12 protein-coding genes and 1 tRNA gene are annotated in these 16229 nt (G+C 74.7%); 4 read left to right on the forward strand and 9 right to left on the reverse strand.

The window, feature by feature from the left end:
- Nucleotides 1-532 precede the first annotated feature (532 nt).
- Nucleotides 533-1261, reverse strand: a complete 729-nt coding sequence (locus DSM112329_RS22450; protein WP_354698784.1) for an exonuclease domain-containing protein — start codon at nucleotides 1259-1261, stop codon at nucleotides 533-535.
- Between the two features lie 229 nt (nucleotides 1262-1490).
- Here DSM112329_RS22450 and DSM112329_RS22455 point away from each other — a divergent pair, with 229 nt between their 5' ends.
- The 3 genes from DSM112329_RS22455 to DSM112329_RS22465 all read left to right on the forward strand — a co-directional run bounded on the left by DSM112329_RS22455 (nucleotide 1491) and on the right by DSM112329_RS22465 (nucleotide 4398).
- Nucleotides 1491-2510: a nitronate monooxygenase gene (locus DSM112329_RS22455; RefSeq protein WP_354698785.1), complete on the forward strand. Its 1020-nt coding sequence runs from the start codon at nucleotides 1491-1493 to the stop codon at nucleotides 2508-2510.
- Between the two features lie 114 nt (nucleotides 2511-2624).
- Nucleotides 2625-3287 carry a potassium channel family protein gene (locus DSM112329_RS22460; RefSeq protein WP_354698786.1) on the forward strand — a complete coding sequence of 221 codons (663 nt, stop codon included), beginning with the start codon at nucleotides 2625-2627 and terminating at the stop codon, nucleotides 3285-3287.
- Between the two features lie 4 nt (nucleotides 3288-3291).
- On the forward strand, nucleotides 3292-4398 hold the full coding sequence (locus tag DSM112329_RS22465) for a winged helix DNA-binding domain-containing protein (protein WP_354698787.1): 1107 nt from the start codon (nucleotides 3292-3294) through the stop codon (nucleotides 4396-4398).
- A 128-nt stretch (nucleotides 4399-4526) separates the two neighbouring features.
- On the opposite strand, the gene DSM112329_RS22470 is transcribed toward DSM112329_RS22465, so the two are convergent.
- From DSM112329_RS22470 to DSM112329_RS22505, 8 genes are all read right to left on the reverse strand, one after another.
- Nucleotides 4527-6896: a S53 family peptidase gene (locus DSM112329_RS22470; RefSeq protein ID WP_354698788.1), complete on the reverse strand. Its 2370-nt coding sequence runs from the start codon at nucleotides 6894-6896 to the stop codon at nucleotides 4527-4529.
- An 88-nt stretch (nucleotides 6897-6984) separates the two neighbouring features.
- Entirely contained in the window at nucleotides 6985-7206 is a 222-nt protein-coding gene (locus tag DSM112329_RS22475; RefSeq protein ID WP_354698789.1) for a hypothetical protein, read from the reverse strand.
- A gap of 391 nt (nucleotides 7207-7597) precedes the next feature.
- A tRNA-Ser gene (locus DSM112329_RS22480) sits at nucleotides 7598-7684 on the reverse strand.
- 82 nt (nucleotides 7685-7766) lie between these two features.
- Entirely contained in the window at nucleotides 7767-8852 is a 1086-nt protein-coding gene (locus DSM112329_RS22485) for a patatin-like phospholipase family protein (protein WP_354698790.1), read from the reverse strand.
- A gap of 85 nt (nucleotides 8853-8937) precedes the next feature.
- Nucleotides 8938-10146, reverse strand: coding sequence for an aminopeptidase (locus DSM112329_RS22490; RefSeq protein WP_354698791.1), 1209 nt, complete (start codon nucleotides 10144-10146; stop codon nucleotides 8938-8940).
- 297 nt (nucleotides 10147-10443) lie between these two features.
- Complete coding sequence (locus tag DSM112329_RS22495; protein WP_354698792.1) at nucleotides 10444-11763, reverse strand: acetyl-CoA hydrolase/transferase C-terminal domain-containing protein; 1320 nt, start codon at nucleotides 11761-11763, stop codon at nucleotides 10444-10446.
- Nucleotides 11764-11768: 5 nt separating this feature from the next.
- A complete protein-coding gene (locus tag DSM112329_RS22500) occupies nucleotides 11769-12515 on the reverse strand; it encodes a dihydrofolate reductase family protein (RefSeq protein ID WP_354698793.1) in 747 nt (248 codons plus the stop codon).
- A gap of 81 nt (nucleotides 12516-12596) precedes the next feature.
- Nucleotides 12597-14372: a hypothetical protein gene (locus DSM112329_RS22505; protein ID WP_354698794.1), complete on the reverse strand. Its 1776-nt coding sequence runs from the start codon at nucleotides 14370-14372 to the stop codon at nucleotides 12597-12599.
- Between the two features lie 95 nt (nucleotides 14373-14467).
- On the opposite strand from DSM112329_RS22505, the gene DSM112329_RS22510 reads away from it, so the two are divergent.
- Nucleotides 14468-16210 carry an adenylate/guanylate cyclase domain-containing protein gene (locus tag DSM112329_RS22510; protein WP_354698795.1) on the forward strand — a complete coding sequence of 581 codons (1743 nt, stop codon included), beginning with the start codon at nucleotides 14468-14470 and terminating at the stop codon, nucleotides 16208-16210.
- The last annotated feature ends 19 nt before the right edge of the window (nucleotides 16211-16229 follow it).

Raw genomic sequence — 16229 nt, forward strand, 5'->3', positions numbered from 1 at the left:
GGTGGATCGCACGGTTGGCAGCCTGGTGAATCGCCATTCACTGCGGCGGGGCAGGTGGATGGTGGATCGCACGGCTCCCGGGCGCGTGGATCGCCATTCACCGCGGAGGGGCGGGTGGATGGTGAATCGCACGGCTGGCAGCCTGGTGGATCGTCATGCACCGCGCGTCGGGCGATGACTGGCGGATCGCACGGCTGGCAGCCTGGTGGATCGTCATTCACCGCGCGTCGGGCGATGGCTGGTGGATCGCACGGCTCCCGGGCGCGTGGATCGCCACTCACCCGCCTGCGGGCGGGTGGCCAGGGGCGACGTCCTCCGCGGCGGAACCGGGCTCGCGGAGGATGGTGCGGGGCAGGCCCGCCGATTCCACCGACCGCCGGGTCCCCCACCCGAACCGAGGCGGGACGCGGCGGCATCCGGTGCCGCGACCGGTGGCGGTGCTCCACCCGCCCATGGGCGCCCCAGCATCCGCCGGACGCCCGGGGTCCGGGTCCGGGTCCCGCCGGCGCTGTCGCAGGCGGCGCTGCGGACCTCAGGCGGCTAACGCGGGGGTCACCGCGTCGGGCACGATCGGCCAAGCCCTTGGAATGGGGTCGAGGATCCCCTCGGCCCGGTGCGCCGCTTCCAGCGCGGCGGCCTGCTCGGCCGCCCAGGTCACCTGCCGGCGGTGCAGGACCCGCAGGTCCGCACCCGCGACGGCGGGGAACCGCTCGGCCACACGCACGGCAACCCGCGCCGCCGCGAGGGCATCTGCCGCGGCCGCGTGGGGGGTTGCGAGCTCCACCCCGTAGTGCGCGCAGACCGCCGCCAGTGAGCGCGGACCGATGCGCGTGGTGTCGTGGTGGCGGTCGAGGACCGACGGGTCGATCACGACCAGCTGATCGGGACCGCCCACGCGTTCGGCCAGCGACCGCACGCCGTGTCGCCGGGCCTCGCGGTCCAGGAGCGTCAGGTCGAACCGCGCGTTGAACGCCACGATCGGCACCCCCGCGCTGACCTGCGCAGCGAGCAGCCCGGCGATCGCGTCGATCGCGCGGGCCGGTGCCATGCCCCCGGTGCGCGCGGCCGCGGTCGTGATGCCGTGGACCGCGGTGGCGTCGGGCGGGATGTCGACGCCGGGATCCACGAGCCAGCTGCGGTGCTCGGTCGGCAGCCCATCGCCGACGAGGCTCACCGCCGCGGTGACGATCCGATCGCTCGCCGGCTCGAGGCCGGTGGTCTCGAGGTCGAACGCAGCCAGGCGGCGGGCGGACCAGCTCATGCATCGAAGGTAGAGACGCCACCGGACAGCCCGCACGCCGGACCGGTCAGGACCCCGACCCCGACCCCTGCCCCTTCACCGCTGGTCCGGTGCGCTGGATGTGCCATGACGTGCGCCCGCGGCGTGTGGTGGCACATCGAGCGCGGCGCGGGGTCCACGCCCCACGCCCGGCAGGGCTCAGGCGCAGGCGAGGACGACGGGTCACCCGTGTCTCGGCGTAGGCTGGGGCATGGGCATCGTGGAGCGGATCGCGCTCGAGCATCCCGTCGTCCAGGCCGGCATGGGCGGCGGCATCGCCGGCGCGCGCCTGGCCGGCGCGGTCTCGGCGGCCGGCGCTCTCGGCACGGTCGGGATCATGGAGCCGCGCGCCTTCATCGCGGCCCTCGCCGAAGCCGGCGAACGTGCCGGCGCGGGAAAGCCTGTCGCTGCCAACCTGCTGGTCCCGTTCACGAAGCGCAGCCACGTCGAGGCCTGCGTCGGCGCCGGCGTCGCCGTGGTCGTCCTGCACGCCGGCCGCGCCCCCGGCGCCGTCCGCGCGCTTCGCGACGCCGGCATCGAGGTGCTGCAGACCGTCGGCACGGCGACGGAGGCGCAGCAGGCAATCGCCGACGGCGTGTCCGGGCTGGTCGCGCAGGGCGGTGACGCGGGCGGCCATCTCGTCGGCGTCGCCGACACCGACGAGACGCTGGCCGCGGTCCTGAAGGTGGCGGGCCCCGTCCCCGTCTGGGCGGCGGGCGGCGTCGCCGATGCCGCGGACGTCCGGCGCCTGCTCGCCGCCGGGGCCGAAGCCGTCGTCGCCGGCACGCGCTTCGTGCTCACCACCGAGTGCGCCGCGCACCCGGGGTACAAGCGCGCGCTGGTCGCCGGGACGGACACGGTCGACACCACGCTCTTCGGCTTCGGCTGGCCCATGCGCCACCGCGTGCTGGTGAACGCCGCGACCGAGCGCTGGGGCGAGGGTCCGCGGGCGATCGGCGCCGTCAACCGGCGGACCGCCCGCCTCGGCGGCCTGCTGCCGCTGCGGCTGATGGCGCTGTACCCACGGCTGCAGCACGCGGCCGTGCCGGTCTTCACCGCCGGCCCCGCGCTCGAGGGCATGCCGGACCGGACGCTCGGCGTCGCCCCGCTCTACGCCGGGCGCAGCGTCGCCCGGCTGCACGACGTGGTCGACGCGGCCGACGCGGTCGCGTCGCTCACCCGCCGAACATCGCCGGAGTCGCCGGCCCGCCCGCCCACGCCGCAGGCCTGACCGCCACGGCCGGCGCAGGCCTCGCGGACCCGACCGCCCACCGACACCGGCGCCGCGGCCTCGACCGCCGCCGACCCCGCCGACCTGACCGGCCCCGCCGGTACGGTCCCCACGGTGTTTCGCGACGCGCACCGCGAGCCGTCGGCCATCCTGCTCGCCGCGCAGCTGGTCGCGGTGCTCGCCTACCCCTTCATGGAGGACAGCGACGTCGGCCGCGCGCTGTTCAGCCTGTTCGGCATCGCGATCCTCGGCCTCGTGATGCTCGCGGTCCGCGACCTGCCCGCGAAGACCTGGATCGGCGTGGCGCTGGCGGTCCCGGCGACCGTGCTGCTGGTGATCCAGGCGGTCACGGCGGACGACGCGCTGTTGCCGTACTCGTCGGCGATCGAGGCCGCCCTCTACTTCTACGCAGCCGGCGCGCTGATCGCGTACATGCTCGCCGACCACGTCATCACGCGGGACGAGCTGTTCGCCGTCGGCGCGACGTTCACCCTCGTCGCGTGGGCGTTCGCCTACACCTACACGGTGTGCCAGGCGATCGACCCGGGCAGCTTCATCGCCGCGGTCGACCCGGCCGACGACCGCAGCTGGATGGAGCTGCTGTTCCTGAGCTTCACCACGCTGTCGAGCACCGGCCTCAGCGACGTCGTCCCCGTCCGGCCGTTCGCGCGGTCGCTCGTGATGCTCGAGCAGCTCGCCGGGCTCGCCTACGTCGCGATGGTCGTCTCCCGCCTGGTCGGCCTGCTGATCTCCGGCCGGCAGGAGAAGGCGGGCTGACCCGGTGACCGCCCCGGTCCTGAGCCGGCGCGCCCTGAACCGCGCGACGCTCGCACGCCAGTTGCTGCTCGAGCGGGTGGACCGGCCGGTCGCCGACGTCGTCGAGCACCTCGGCGGACTCCAGGCCCAGACCACCCACACCTGGTACGCGGGTCTGTGGTGCCGCCTGGAGCCGTTCGACCCTGAGGCCGCCGGTCAGCTCCTGACCGACCGGGCGCTGGTGCGCATCGGCCTGCAGCGCTCGACCATCCACCTCGTCACCGCGCACGACGCCCGCTGGATCCGGCCCCTGCTCGACCCCGTCCTGGCCCGGACGCTGAGCAGCTTCGCCCGCCACCTCGATGGCCTCGATCAGCCCGCCGTCGCGGCCGCCGCGGGCGCGATCCTGGAGGCGGAGCCGCTCCAGTGGGCGGCGCTGGGCCGGCGCCTGCAGGAGGACTGGCCCGGCCGCGACGGGAACGCCCTCGCGCAGGTCGCCCGCGCCCGCCTGCCGCTCGTGCAGCTCCCGCCGCGGGGCGTCTGGGGCCGCAGCGGACAGGCGCGGCACACCACGCTCGAGGCCTGGCTCGGCGGGTCGACGGCGCCTCGAGCGGGGACGGTCGCCGACCTGTTCCTCCGCTACCTGGCGGCGTTCGGGCCCGCGAGCGCGAAGGACGCCCAGGCATGGTGCGGGCTGACGCGCATGCAGGCCGTGGCCGACGGCCTGCGCGACCGCCTGGTCACCTTCACCGCCGAGGACGGGCGCGAGCTCTTCGACCTTCCCGACGCACCACGTCCCGAGCCCGGCGTCCCGGCCCCCGTCCGGCTGCTCTACGACTACGACAACCTTCTGCTGGGCCACGCCGACCGCAGCCGCTTCCACGGCACGGTCCCGCCGGGGGCGGCGTTCGCCGGCGTCCCGCCCGACACCGCCCCCGGCGCCGTCCTGGTCGATGGCGTCATCCGCGGCTCGTGGCTGCCGCACCGCGACCGCACAGCAGCCGGCCTGACGGTCCGCACGGCAGGCATCACCCCGACTGAGGCCACCGCCGTCGAGGCCGAGGCGGGCGCGCTGCTGCGCTTCCTCGCCCCGGAGGCGGACCCGGGGAACGTCCGGCTCGTGCCGGTCTGACGGCACACCCCACGGGCGAGAGCCGGGCACCGGTGGCGAGCTGGCGCCGAGCTGCGTTCTTCGACACCCAGGTCGAGGCGCATCGCGACGAGGCGGCCGTGCACCGCCGCCGCGGACCGCGCGGGCGCCTACCCGCGCAGCGTGGACGTCGTGCGCTTCACCGTCACCGCGCCGCGCCGACAGCCGCTCTCGGTGAACGTGCGTGTACTGGTGACGACCAGGCCGGACGACGTCCGCGTGCGGATCACGACGCTGAACGTGGGCCGGTCCTTCGGCAGCTTCACCGTGACCGCGGTCAGCCGGCGGCCCCGCCGGTTCACGACCAGGGCCCGCCCGACTCGCACCTGCAGGCTGACGATGCGCTTACCGGCGCCCGCGCCCGTGCTGAGCGCGAACCGAACCGCGGCCGGCGGCGTGCAGGCCGGGACGACAGCCGGGTCCGCCGGGATCAGCTTGGACCCGGGCGCCAGCGCTCGCAGGAACGGCAGGCCCAGCGGCGAGCCGAGCCCGGTCGAGTCGTCGTAGCCCGGCACCGACTTCAGCGACCCGAGGTTGTTCGCCGTCCGCAGCACCGTCTCGGTGCCGCCGTCCGCGTTCGTCGCGTTGACATAGTTGGTCCGGATCACCGCGACCCGCTTCGTCGGCGAGGAGATGTCGCGGAACGCCCCGGCCGGGCGGGCCGCGTACAGCGCCGGGTTCGCGAACCCGTGCGCCCTGCCCGCCGCTTGGTCGGCGAGCGCCATCATGCCGGCGAACAGCGGCGCCGACAGCGACGTGCCGCCGATGCGGTACTCGCTGTAACGCGTCTCGTCCCCCGGCAGCGTGTTCCCGCCGAGGTTCCGGTAAGCGCTGTGATTCTGGGTCTGCCCCATCAGGAAGCCGGAGTTGGTGTCGCCGACCATCGCGACGTCCGGCACCACCCGGCCGGGGATCTTGGCGTCGGTCAGCGCCTCGGGCCGGCCCTTCCAGTAGCTGCCGAACCCGTCCGGGACGACGCCCTTCTGGTACGCCGGCAGCGCGTAGGACTGGCTGGTGCCGCCGCCACCACCGGCGTTGAAGACCGGGGTGCCGAACGCGCCGTCCTTCAGCGTCGCGGTGAACGTGCCCCAGTAGGTCTCGAACTGGTGCTCGTCCTGCGGCCCGACGGCGAGCGTCGTCCCGCCGACCGCCGTGACGAACGGCGAGTTCGCCCCCGCGCCGACGGTCTTGAGCTTCGGGTCGCCGGTGCCCATCGTCTCGTCGCCGTCGTCCCCCGACGAGAAGTACGCGCCGATCCCCTGCGCAGCGGCCTGCCGCCAGATGTTGTCGCTCGCCTCATCGAGGTCATCGGTCGTGCCGCCGTAGGAGTTCGACACGATCTGCGCGAGGTTCTGCGAGACCACGTTGTTCTGGGCGACGTTGATGTCCATGTTGAGCGCGGTGTTCGCGCCCTGATACACGAGCGTCGCCCCCGGGGCCATCGCGTGGACCGCCTCGATGTCGAGCGTCTGCTCACCGGACCAGCCGTGCGGGTCGAGGATGCCGAGCCCGATCGGGGACAGCGTGTCGAGCGGCGTGTCGGTCGGTGGCAGGGACGGACCCTGCGGCGTGGTCCGCTGCAGCAGGTTGTCGTGGATCTCGATCTGGGGGACGGGCAGACCGCGGTTGCGCGACCACTGCGCCACGTCCTCCTGGATGAGCGGGGACGAGAACGCGTCGATGATCGCGACGCGGATTCCCGTGCCGTCGAGGCCGGCCCTGACCGCGGGCGTGATGCCGTAGGCGCCCTGCAGCTGCTTCGGGGTGTAGCCGCACGGGACGTTCGGCAGCGGCTCGGTGAAGCCGTCGGGTATCGGTGCGGTGGACGTCGTGGACGCCCACGACTCCGAGCACGGCGGCGCGTTGACGAACGCCGGCGGCGGGTCCGCGTGGCGCTCGGCGACGTCCGCGGTGTCCAGGCCCTTGACGTCGGCGACCAGGCCCGCGATCGACGCGGGCAGGCGGACGGCGGCGCGCGGCGCGTGCACGCGCGACCCGGCGTAGGAGAAGTCGCGCAGCGCCGTGCCGAACAGCGCGCGCGCCTGGGCCGCCGTGCCGCTGACCATGACGTAGGCGTTGTTGCGCGGGGCGGCGGCCACGGTGAGCCCGGCGGCCCGGGCCGCCTTCGCCACCGCCGCGACCGACGCATCGGTCGGGGCGAAGCGCTGCTCGAACTCGGCTGGGCTGAGGTAGTCGCCGTAGTGCGGGGAATGCGGGTCCGAGACGGCCGCGATGAGCCGGTCCAGGCCGGCCGGGTCGCGGTGACGGAGCGCGATCAGCGCGCGGACCGGGGTGAGGTCGGCGGTCGGGCCGAGGTCGGGTGCGCGCGTGGCATACGCGGGGACGGTGCCGCGGATCGCGCGCGTGCCGGCCGGAGGCGCGGTTGCTGCCGCAGCCGGCGCGGCGGCGGCGACGACGACAGCGAGCGCAGCCGCGGCAGCAGCGGCAAGGGCGGTCACGGGCCGTGCGGACGGGCTCATCGCGACAGGCTAACTCCTGGTGCATCGGCGCGCGGATACGCTGACGCCTGCGACAGCGTGCAATCAGCACCCAGCGAGCGGGTAGCTTTCAGGGTCCGCCAGGCGTCTCGGCGCGGTCGTGCGGGCGTGCCCCGCAGCCGCAGGCGTCCGGCCCGCCGGCGCGGGCGCAGCGCTGCTGCGCACGGCGCCGCGCGACGGCACGGCGACAGACGGCGCGGAGGTAGACGACCCAGAGCACGAGCCCGGCCGACAGCGACACCGCGACCCACGCGCAGAGGATCCAGACCCAGAGGGCGACGGCGACCGGCATCAGCCGACCGTCCCGGACACGGGAGGTGCGACCACCTTGTCCGAGCGCACGAAACGCGCGACTGGTTGCTCCTGATCCACGCGGTGTGCCTTGCCCTCAGTTGGTCCCGGTGCCGCCCCCGACGGGCGGCCCGGTCTGTCCCTGCCCTGCGGACCCGCGCGGCACCGCGTCAACGCGCGGTTCCGGGTGGGCCAGCGGCGAACAATACTCCAGCCGCTACTCGATGACCCGGAAAGCAAACTATTGGCTGGCGGGCCAGTTTCACATTGCCAGTGACCGCGGGCGATCTCGCGCCCGGAGGCGCGCGACGCCTTCGACCGCAGCACCTCGGTCGGCCGTCCCCGAGATGCTCGGACAGGCGGAGCCCGACGTCGTCGGCGGGCGGGGCCAGCGGAGAGAGGGGGATTCGAACCCCCGGTACGGGTTAACGCACACACGATTTCCAGTCGTGCCCATTCAACCGCTCTGGCACCTCTCCTGGGTCCGCCGCAATCGGCGGGAGACGCAGGGTACCGGCCCGCGGGCCGGGTTGTCGGCCCGCGGGTGCCGCCCCGCCGCGGTCAGTGCGCGGCGCCGCCCGTGGCGAGCACGTGCTGATCGAGCGCGGCGATCGTGCGCTCGCGGCCGAGTTCGATCATCGCCGCGGCGCGGTGGAAGTCCAGCGTCCGCGCGGCGTCGCGCGGGATCGTGATCAGGACGTCGGGCGGGAAGCCGGCCAGCCGGTAGCGGGCGATGATCGCCTGCATCGCCTCCAGCGACTGCTGCATCACGTCGACCTTGGTCAGGCCGGCGGGCAGCGCCTCGAAGCCGGCGTCGCTCGCCGCTGCCGCGTCGGCGGCCTCGACGGCGGCGCTGCCGGGGGCTGCCCCTGCCCCGACCCCACCGCCTGGCCCGCCGGCGCGTGTCGCCAGGCGGCTCATGTTCAGGTCGCCATCGAGGAACCGGGCGGCGCCGCGCCGGAACCGCTCGCGCCACTCCTCGACCGGTCGCAGGTCGGTGGTCTCGCCCGTGGCCGACGCCCCGGCGCGGTCGTGCGGGTTCCCGCCGAGCGAGATGGCGATCGTCAGGTCGGTCGGGACCGCGGCCGTGGGGGCGATCGGCACCGGGTCCATCAGGCCGCCGTCGACCAGCAACCGCCCGTTGAGCATCACGGGCGCGAAGATCCCGGGCAGCGAGATCGACGCGCGGATGGCGGCGTCGAGCGGTCCGTGCTGGAACCACACCTCGCGGCCGTTGACCAGGTCGGTCGCGACCGCGGTGTACGGGAACGGCAGCTCCTCGATGCGGACGCCGTCGACCAGCTCGCTGACGAGCGCGAAGACCTTCTCCGCCCGGATCGCCCCCGGACCGACGAGCGACACGTTCAGCAGCCGCAGGACGTCGACCTGACCGAGCCCGCGCGCCCAGGCCTCGAACTCATCGAGCGCGCCGGCGGCGTACAGGCCGCCGACGAGGGCGCCCATCGACGAGCCCGCGATCGTCGTGACCTCGTAGCCGCGCTCGCGGAGGACCTGCAGCGCGCCGATGTGCGCGTAGCCGCGCGCCCCGCCGGCGCCCAGCGCGAGCGCGACGCGGGGTCGCTGCGCCGCACCCCCGGGCCGGGCGTGCGGATCGCCGCCGCCGGTGGGCAGGACCGGCCCACTCACGGGACGACCCCCGGCGTGGGCGCACGAGCCCCCTGGGCGAGTTCGCCCGACCGGACCCGAGCGCGCAGGGCGAGCGGTTCGGCGCTCAAGCGTGCCACGCCCCGCCGTGGAGGACCGGGACCGTCTCGCCTGCCTGGGTCACGCCGTCCACGTCGACGCCGGGGCCGCCGATCATGAAGTCGACGTGGATGATCGACCGGTTCAGCCGGCTCTGGTCCTCGTCGCCGGCCGTGAAGCTGTACGCCTCGCCGAGCGCGATGTGGCTGGCGGCGTTCTCGTCCAGCAGGGTGTCGAAGAAGACGGTGTCGAGCGCGCCGATGCGTCCGTCGCCATCGACCAGCGCCACCTCGCCGAGGCGCGCCGACCCCGCGTCGCGGCCGGCGTAGCCGCGGACGACGTCCGCGTTCTCGTCGGCGTCGATGCGGACGGCCCGCCCCTCGCGGAACTCGACCTCGAGCCCGCGCACGATCGACCCGCCGACGACCAGCGGCTTCGTCGAGCGCACGACGCCGTCGACGCGCTCGGGGTCGGGGGCGGTGAAGACCTCCTCGGACGGCAGGTTCGGCATGTGGACGATGCCGTCGACCGTCTCGAACGTGGCCGCCATCCAGCGCGACGTCGGCAGCAGCCCGACCTTCAGGTCCGTCCCCTCCCCGCGGAAGTGCAGCGCGTCCAGGTGCTGATCGGTCAGGCGGGCGGCGGCGCCGATCAGGGTCGCCTGGCGCTCCTTCCACGCCGCGATCGGGTCCTCCTCGTCGAGCCGGCAGATGTGCAGGATCTGCTCGCCGAGGCGCGTCCACGCCTCGTCGGGCTCGAGGTCCGGGTGCACGAGCTGCGCCCAGGCCCGCGTCGGGCACGGGATCGCCGTCCAGTTCGTGGTGCGGTCGTTGACCACCTGGCCGCCCTCCTTCAGCGCAGGGAGCTGGTCGCGGCTGAGGCGTGCCTGGTCGAGGCCCTCGAGCAGTCCCGGGTGCGCGGGGCCGGTCAGGCCGATCCGCGCGCACCGCTGGTTGCCGAGCTCGAGCACCCGCTCGCCGAGCCAGGAGGGGACGAACGACAGCGTCTCCTCCCGCGCGAACTGCATCCGCGCGCGCTTCACGTGCAGGTCGAAGTAGGCGACGTCGACGAACCGGGCACCGTGGCGGTATCCGCTCGCGGCGAGGGCCCGGGTGAGGTCCTCCTTGCCGATCTCGGACCCGATCGCAAGGACCTGATCGTGCTGCAGGTTGACCGCAAACGCGATGACCAGGTCGGCAAAGCGGTCGAGCGTGGCGGGGTCGTCGAAGGGACTCATCGGCGGGGACGCTACCGCCCCCGAGCGCAGTTGACCGATCGGATGAGGCGCCCATCCCCCGATCGGTCAGCGCGCCGTGACCCCAGACTGCACGGCCAGACGATTAGGACACACCGTCCGAGCACCGATGATCCGTCCTGTCCGGGTGAGCCCCCTGCCCCCAACGCCGTGATCCAGCTTGCCTGAGTCTGGATCTGGCCATTGCCCGGGCTTCGAAGCACGAGGAGACTGCGCCGGCTGCGAATTGCCCCCCAATTCGCAACCGGCGCCCCTCGTTAAGGGCCCGCCCGCCCCGCGTCAGTCCAGGACCGGCGAGCGGCCCTTCGACGCCCGCTCGGCCGCTTCGCGCAGCCCGTCGCGGAACTGCGGGTGGGCGATCTCCGCGAGCGCGTCCCCGCGCTGGTGCACGGTCAGCCCCTCGAGCTCGGCGACGCCGTACTCGGTCACGATCACGTCGACCTGGTGGCGCGGGGTCGTGATGACGCTGCCCGCGGGGAACCAGGGCATGATGCGCGACCGCAGCTCCCCGTCCACCGTCGCCGTCGACGGCAGGCAGATGAGCGCCCGCTGCGCGAGGCTGCCACCGGGACCGGCCACGAAGTCCTCCGCGCCGCCGATCCCCGAGTACTGCGTCCCGTTGATCGTGTCGGCGACCACCTGGCCGTGGATGTCGACGGCCAGCGCGCCGTTGATCGTGACCATGTCCCGGTTGGCGGCGATGACCTCGGGCGCGTTGACGACCTCGACGGGCAGGAACGCGATGTCCGCGTTCTCGTGCAGCCACGTGTAGAGCGCCTCCGAGCCGGCGGCGAACGTCGCCACCGACACGCCGTCGTACTGGCCCTTGCCGGTGTTCGTGACCTTGCCCGCCTCGTGCAGCGCCATCAGCCCGTCGGTGAACATCTCCGTGTGGACGCCGTAGCCGGAGCCGTCGCCGGCGGCCAGCCGCGCCACGATCGCGGACGGGATCGTCCCGATGCCGGTCTGCAGCGTCGCCCCGTCGCGGATGAACCCGCCGGCGTGGCGGGCGATCGCGTCGTCGGTGTCCGACGTCGCGGCCTCGGGCAGCGCGAGCGGTGCGGCCTCGCTGCGGATCAGGATGTCGATCTCGTCCACGTGGATGGCGTGGCGGTGCGTCTCCCCGAGGCCGAACGTGCGCGGGTACTTCTCCGACACCTCGACGACGAGCAGCCGGTCCGGGTCGGCACCGGCGCCGCGCAGCTCGCGGATGGTCCCGCCCGCGTGCAGGGAGAGGCTGCACCAGCCGTCCGCGTCCGGGGGCGCGGCGACCGTGCACATCACGCGCTGGCGTGCCTGCTCCAGGAGCGGGGCGAAGCGCCGGAAGTCGGCCGGGGCGAAGGAGACGTTCGCCCCGGCGTCGCGCAGGTACCGCTCGAACGGCCCGAAGAAGCCGGAGAGGTAGTGGACGCCGGGACGGGTGAAGAGGTCGGTCCCGACCAGCAGCAGGGCGCCGCTGACGCGCAGGTCCGTCCAGTCCTCACGGGCGCCGAGTGCCTGCAGAAAGGCCGGCGGCTGACCGGGGCCGAGCGGCATGCCGAGGGTGTCGGCCGGGTTGATCCGGGCTGCCGCCGCAGCGGCGTCGAGGTGCTCGGTCATGGTGTTCAGGAGGCTCCGGGGGTGACGGTGTAGTGGGCGAAGATGCTGCCGGCGCGCGCTTCGGCGTCGCGGAGCTCGAGGGCGATCGGGGCGGCGCGGCCTGAGTCCGGGATGAGCGGCGGGCCCTCCCCGCCGATCGCCGGGGCGACCGTGATGCTCAGGTCGGTGAGCACCCCCGCCCGCAGCGCGGCGGCGAGCAGGTGCGGCCCGCCCTCGCAGGCGATGACCTGCGCGCCGTAGCGGTCCCGGGCGTCGGCGACGACGTTCGCCGGGGCGACATCGGGCAGCGTGACGATCTCGACGTCGCTGCCGTGCGCCCGATCGCCGTCGGTCGCGTCGGCCTCCGTGTACACGGTGAGCGGCAGGTCGGGGTCGGTCGACAGCGTCTTGGCGAAGTCGATGTCCAGCCGGCGGGAGATCGTGAGCAGCCGCGGCCAGCCGGGCCGCCCGGCGGCGAGGCGCGCGTCGCGGTCGGCGTCGGGGATGAGCGACCCGTAGCGCTCGGTCTCCAGGGTCCGGGCGCCGACGAGGACGGCATCGGCAACAGCGCGCCACGCTTTCAGCAGCGCCTTGTCGGGCTCCGAGCTGAGCCCGCCGCTCTTGCCGTCGAGGGCCGCGCGGGCGTCGACCGAGGCGACCATCACGCCGATCAGGCGCGGACGGGGTGGGGTCGTCCCGCCGGCGACGAGCATGTCGCGCGCGCGGGCGGCGGCCCACTGGCGGTCGTCCGTGAGGTCCTCGACGTCGGGCATGCGCGGAGCGTAGGCCGTCGCCGCCGCCGGCGTGTGGTCGAGAGCGCCCCTGAGGCAGCTCTGGACCACACGCCGCGCGGGTCAGATGCCGCGACTGCGCCCGCGCGTGGCGATCTTGACCGACTGGCCGGGCGACAGCCGCGTCGTCTTCAGCCGCAGGCGGTCCTTCACGAGGACGACGCCCTCCTTCACCGTGACGCGCGTCCCGTCGCACTGCAGCGTCGTCAGCCACGACGTCCCGATCGCCGCCGCGGACACCGAACCGGTCGCGGTGCGCCACTTGCCGCCCTTCTCGGTGACCCACAGCCGGCGGGCGCGCTTCTTCTTCGGCTGCTTCTTCTTCGCCGCCCGGAGCGCGGCGCGCGGCTTGGCGGCGGTCGGGACGGCGGCGGCGCTGCGCCGGGCGGAACGCGCCTCGGGCTCGTTGCGGCAGCCGGTCAGCGTCGGCAGGCGGAAGAGCGTGCCGAGCGGCTGCCCGCCGCCGCCCTCCTGCCGCACCGTGAACGCACCCTGGAAGACGTTGGCCGTCTGCTGCGAGCCCTGCCTGTCGGTGGTCGTCGTGACGAAGGTGCCGCCGTTCGTGGCGTCGACGAACGAGCCGAGCGGGATCAGGTCCTCCTCGCGCAGGGGCAGGCCGGCCGTCATGCCCATCGGCCGCACGGCGACGCTGCCGAAGCCCGGCGCGAGGTTCAGCGAGCGCGCGGCGACACCGGCCGGGACCGCGCCGACGTCGCTGACCCGGCGGATGCGGGCGTTGTTCGTGTCGGCGACGAGGAAGCCGCCGCCCGGCGCCGGGCTGACCGCTCCGGGCTGGCTGAGGCGCGCGCCCTTCGCGAGGCCACCGTCACCGGCGAGGCCGCCGGTCGTCCCGGCCACGGTGAAGATCGCGCCCAGCGGCGTGATCCGCCGCACTCGGTCGTTGCCCGTGTCCGCGACCAGCACGCCGCCGTTCGGCAGGGCCGCGACGCTGAACGGCGCGGCGAGCTTCGCCGTCGCCGCCGGGTCGCCGTCCCCCGCGAGCCCCTGGCCCGCACCCGCGATCGTCGTGATGACGCCGTCCGGCGCGACCCGCCGCACGCGGTGGTTCCCGGTGTCGGCGATGAGGATCGCGCCGTCCGTCCCGTACGCGACGTCGCGCGGCTGGCTGAGCTGCGCGCCGGTGGCCGGTCCGCCGTCGCCGCCGAGCCCGCGCGTCGTCCCGGCGACCGTGGTGATCGAGCCGTCGGGGGCGACCTTGCGGATCCGGTCGTTGTCGGTGTCCGCGACCAGGATCGAGCCGTCCGGCATCGTGGCCGTGTCGCTCGGCAGGTTCAGGCGTGCGCTCTTGGCAGGGCCGCCGTCCCCCCGCAGGCCACCGGCGCCGTCGCCCGCGACGAGCACGATGGTGCCGTTCGGCAGGACACGGCGCAGCTGGTTGTTGAAGGTGTCGGCGATCAGGTAGCCGCCGTCGGCCAGGGCGGTGACGCCGCGCGGGCGGTCGAGGCCGGCGGCCGTCGCCGGCCCGCCGTCGCCGACGTCGCCGGAGGCCGCGGCGTTGCCGCGCGCAGGGTTGCCGGCGCTCGTGTTGATGCGGCCATCCGGGGTGATCCGGCGGATGCGGCTGTTGGCGAAATCGGCGATCACGATCGAGCCGTCCGGCAGCGTGGCGATGTCCCGCGGGGTGTCGATGAGCGCCTGGCCGGCCGGGCCGCCGTCCCCCGCGAAGCCCGGCACGGAGCCGGCGACCGGGGTGATCGTGCCGTCGGTCGCGACGGCCCACGCCACGCCGGCGGGTGCCCCCAGGATGCCGGCCGCCGCCAGCGTGGCGGCCGCGATCACGAGTCGGCGGGGACGGGCTGCGGTCATGGGAGTCGTCATCGAGATCACCTGGGAGCAACCGTAGTCGCGGTGCGCCAGGTCCGTCTGCCGTGGCGCGTGCAGTCCGGGAGTCACGGACACGACACAATGCGCCGATGCGCGGGCGACGCCAGCGACAGCGGACGGCCCTGCTGCTGCTGGTCGCCGCGCTGGCGGGGACGTTCGGCGCCGTCGGCCACGGGACGAGCCTCATGCGCCGTCCGGAGCTCGCCTCGGTCGACGCGCGGTTCGGGATCCGCGGGACGCAGGCGCCGCCGTCCGACGTGGTGGTCGTCGCGCTCGACGACGCGTCGATCGACCGCCTGGATCAGTCGGTGCCGATCCAGCGCCGGCTCCATGCCCGGGTGATCGACCGCCTCAGCCGTGCCGGCGCGAAGGTCATCGCCTACGACTTCGACTTCCTGACCCCGACGACGGCGCGGGACGACAACGCGCTGATCACGGCGCTGCGACGCGCGCGGGGGGTGATCCTGGCCGCCACGCAGATCACGGAGGACGGGGAGACCGACACCCTCGGCGGCGACGAGACGCGGGCGTACGCGCGGGTGACGGTCGCCACGCCGAACTTCCTGCCTCCCAACGCGCGTCGCGCCACGATCCGCCGCCTACCCCTGGACGTCCTCGGCGTGCCGAACTTCGCGGTGGCCGTGGCGCGGCGCGCAGGCGCGGCGATCCCCCGCGACGAGTTCGACGGCGACGGGATGTGGATCGACTTCCCGGGGCCCGAGGGCACGTTCACGACCCTGCCGTTCGCCGACGTCGTGGAGGGCCGGCGCGCGTGGTCCGCCGCGGCCGTCCGCGGCAAGGTCGTCATCGTCGGGGCGTCGGCGTCGGTCATCCAGGACGTCCGGAGCACGCCCCTCGGCGACGGCGTCCCGGGCGCGGAGATCAACGCCGCCGCGGTGAGCACCCTCCTGCGCGGCGCCCCGCTCCGCGACGCCCCCGGCTGGCTGGCGGTCCTGTGGGTTCTCGGCCTCAGCACCCTCACCCCGCTGGCCGCCCTCCGGCTTCAGGCGCTGCGCTGGCTGCCCGTCCCGGTCGTCCTCGCCGCCGCCGGGGCGGTCGTCGCGCAGCTCGCGTTCGACGGCGGCCGCATCCTGCCCGTGGCGGCGCCGGGCGCGGCGCTGCTGTCCGCGCTGCTCGGCACCCTCGCCGTCGCGTACGCGACCGATCTGCGCGACCGCCGCCACCTCCGGGCCGCCTTCGCGCGCTACGTCCCGCCGTCGGTCGTCGACGAGGTCGTCGCCCAGGCGGGGGACGACCTGCGACTGGGCGGGGTTCGCCGCGAGGGGACCGTCCTGTTCTGCGACCTGCGGGGCTTCACGAGCGTCGCGGAGCACCTCGAACCCGAGGCCGTCGTCGCGCTGCTCAACGTCTACCTGTCGGAGATGAGCGCCGCGCTGCTGGACCACGGCGGCACGATCGTGTCGTTCATGGGCGACGGCATCATGGCGGTGTTCGGCGCGCCCCTCGTGCAGGAGGACCACGCCGACCGGGCGCTGCGCGCGGCCCGTGAGCTGCTGGGCCCGCGGCTGGACGCGTTCAACGCCGCCGCGGGGACCGCCGAGCCGATGCGCCTGGGCGTCGGCGTGTGCTCGGGGCCGGTGCTGTCGGGCAACGTGGGGTCCCAGCGCCGCGTGGAGTACACCGCGGTCGGCGACACGACGAACACGGCCGCGCGCCTGGAGCAGATGACGAAGGCCGCGGGCGTCCCGATCCTGATCGCCGACAGCACGCGGGCGCTGCTGCACGACGAGCCGGCGGCGGGCCTGGAGCCCGTCGGGGACCTGGAGATCCGCGGCCGCCAGACGCGCCTCAAGGCCTGGACGCTCGCCTGACCCACCCGCCCAGCCCGTT

The sequence above is a fragment of the Paraconexibacter sp. AEG42_29 genome (assembly GCF_040581415.1).
Taxonomy (GTDB): Bacteria; Actinomycetota; Thermoleophilia; order Solirubrobacterales; family Solirubrobacteraceae; genus Paraconexibacter.

Bases quoted from the DNA above. Each gene is read 5' to 3' on its own strand.
- DSM112329_RS22450 (WP_354698784.1), bottom strand. From the start codon at position 1,261: ATGAGCTGGTCCGCCCGCCGCCTGGCTGCGTTCGACCTCGAGACCACC.
- DSM112329_RS22455 (WP_354698785.1), top strand. From the start codon at position 1,491: ATGGGCATCGTGGAGCGGATCGCGCTCGAGCATCCCGTCGTCCAGGCC.
- DSM112329_RS22470 (WP_354698788.1), bottom strand. From the start codon at position 6,896: ATGAGCCCGTCCGCACGGCCCGTGACCGCCCTTGCCGCTGCTGCCGCG.
- DSM112329_RS22475 (WP_354698789.1), bottom strand. From the start codon at position 7,206: ATGCCGGTCGCCGTCGCCCTCTGGGTCTGGATCCTCTGCGCGTGGGTC.
- DSM112329_RS22490 (WP_354698791.1), bottom strand. From the start codon at position 10,146: ATGAGTCCCTTCGACGACCCCGCCACGCTCGACCGCTTTGCCGACCTG.
- DSM112329_RS22495 (WP_354698792.1), bottom strand. From the start codon at position 11,763: ATGACCGAGCACCTCGACGCCGCTGCGGCGGCAGCCCGGATCAACCCG.
- DSM112329_RS22500 (WP_354698793.1), bottom strand. From the start codon at position 12,515: ATGCCCGACGTCGAGGACCTCACGGACGACCGCCAGTGGGCCGCCGCC.
- DSM112329_RS22505 (WP_354698794.1), bottom strand. From the start codon at position 14,372: ATGACGACTCCCATGACCGCAGCCCGTCCCCGCCGACTCGTGATCGCG.
- DSM112329_RS22510 (WP_354698795.1), top strand. From the start codon at position 14,468: ATGCGCGGGCGACGCCAGCGACAGCGGACGGCCCTGCTGCTGCTGGTC.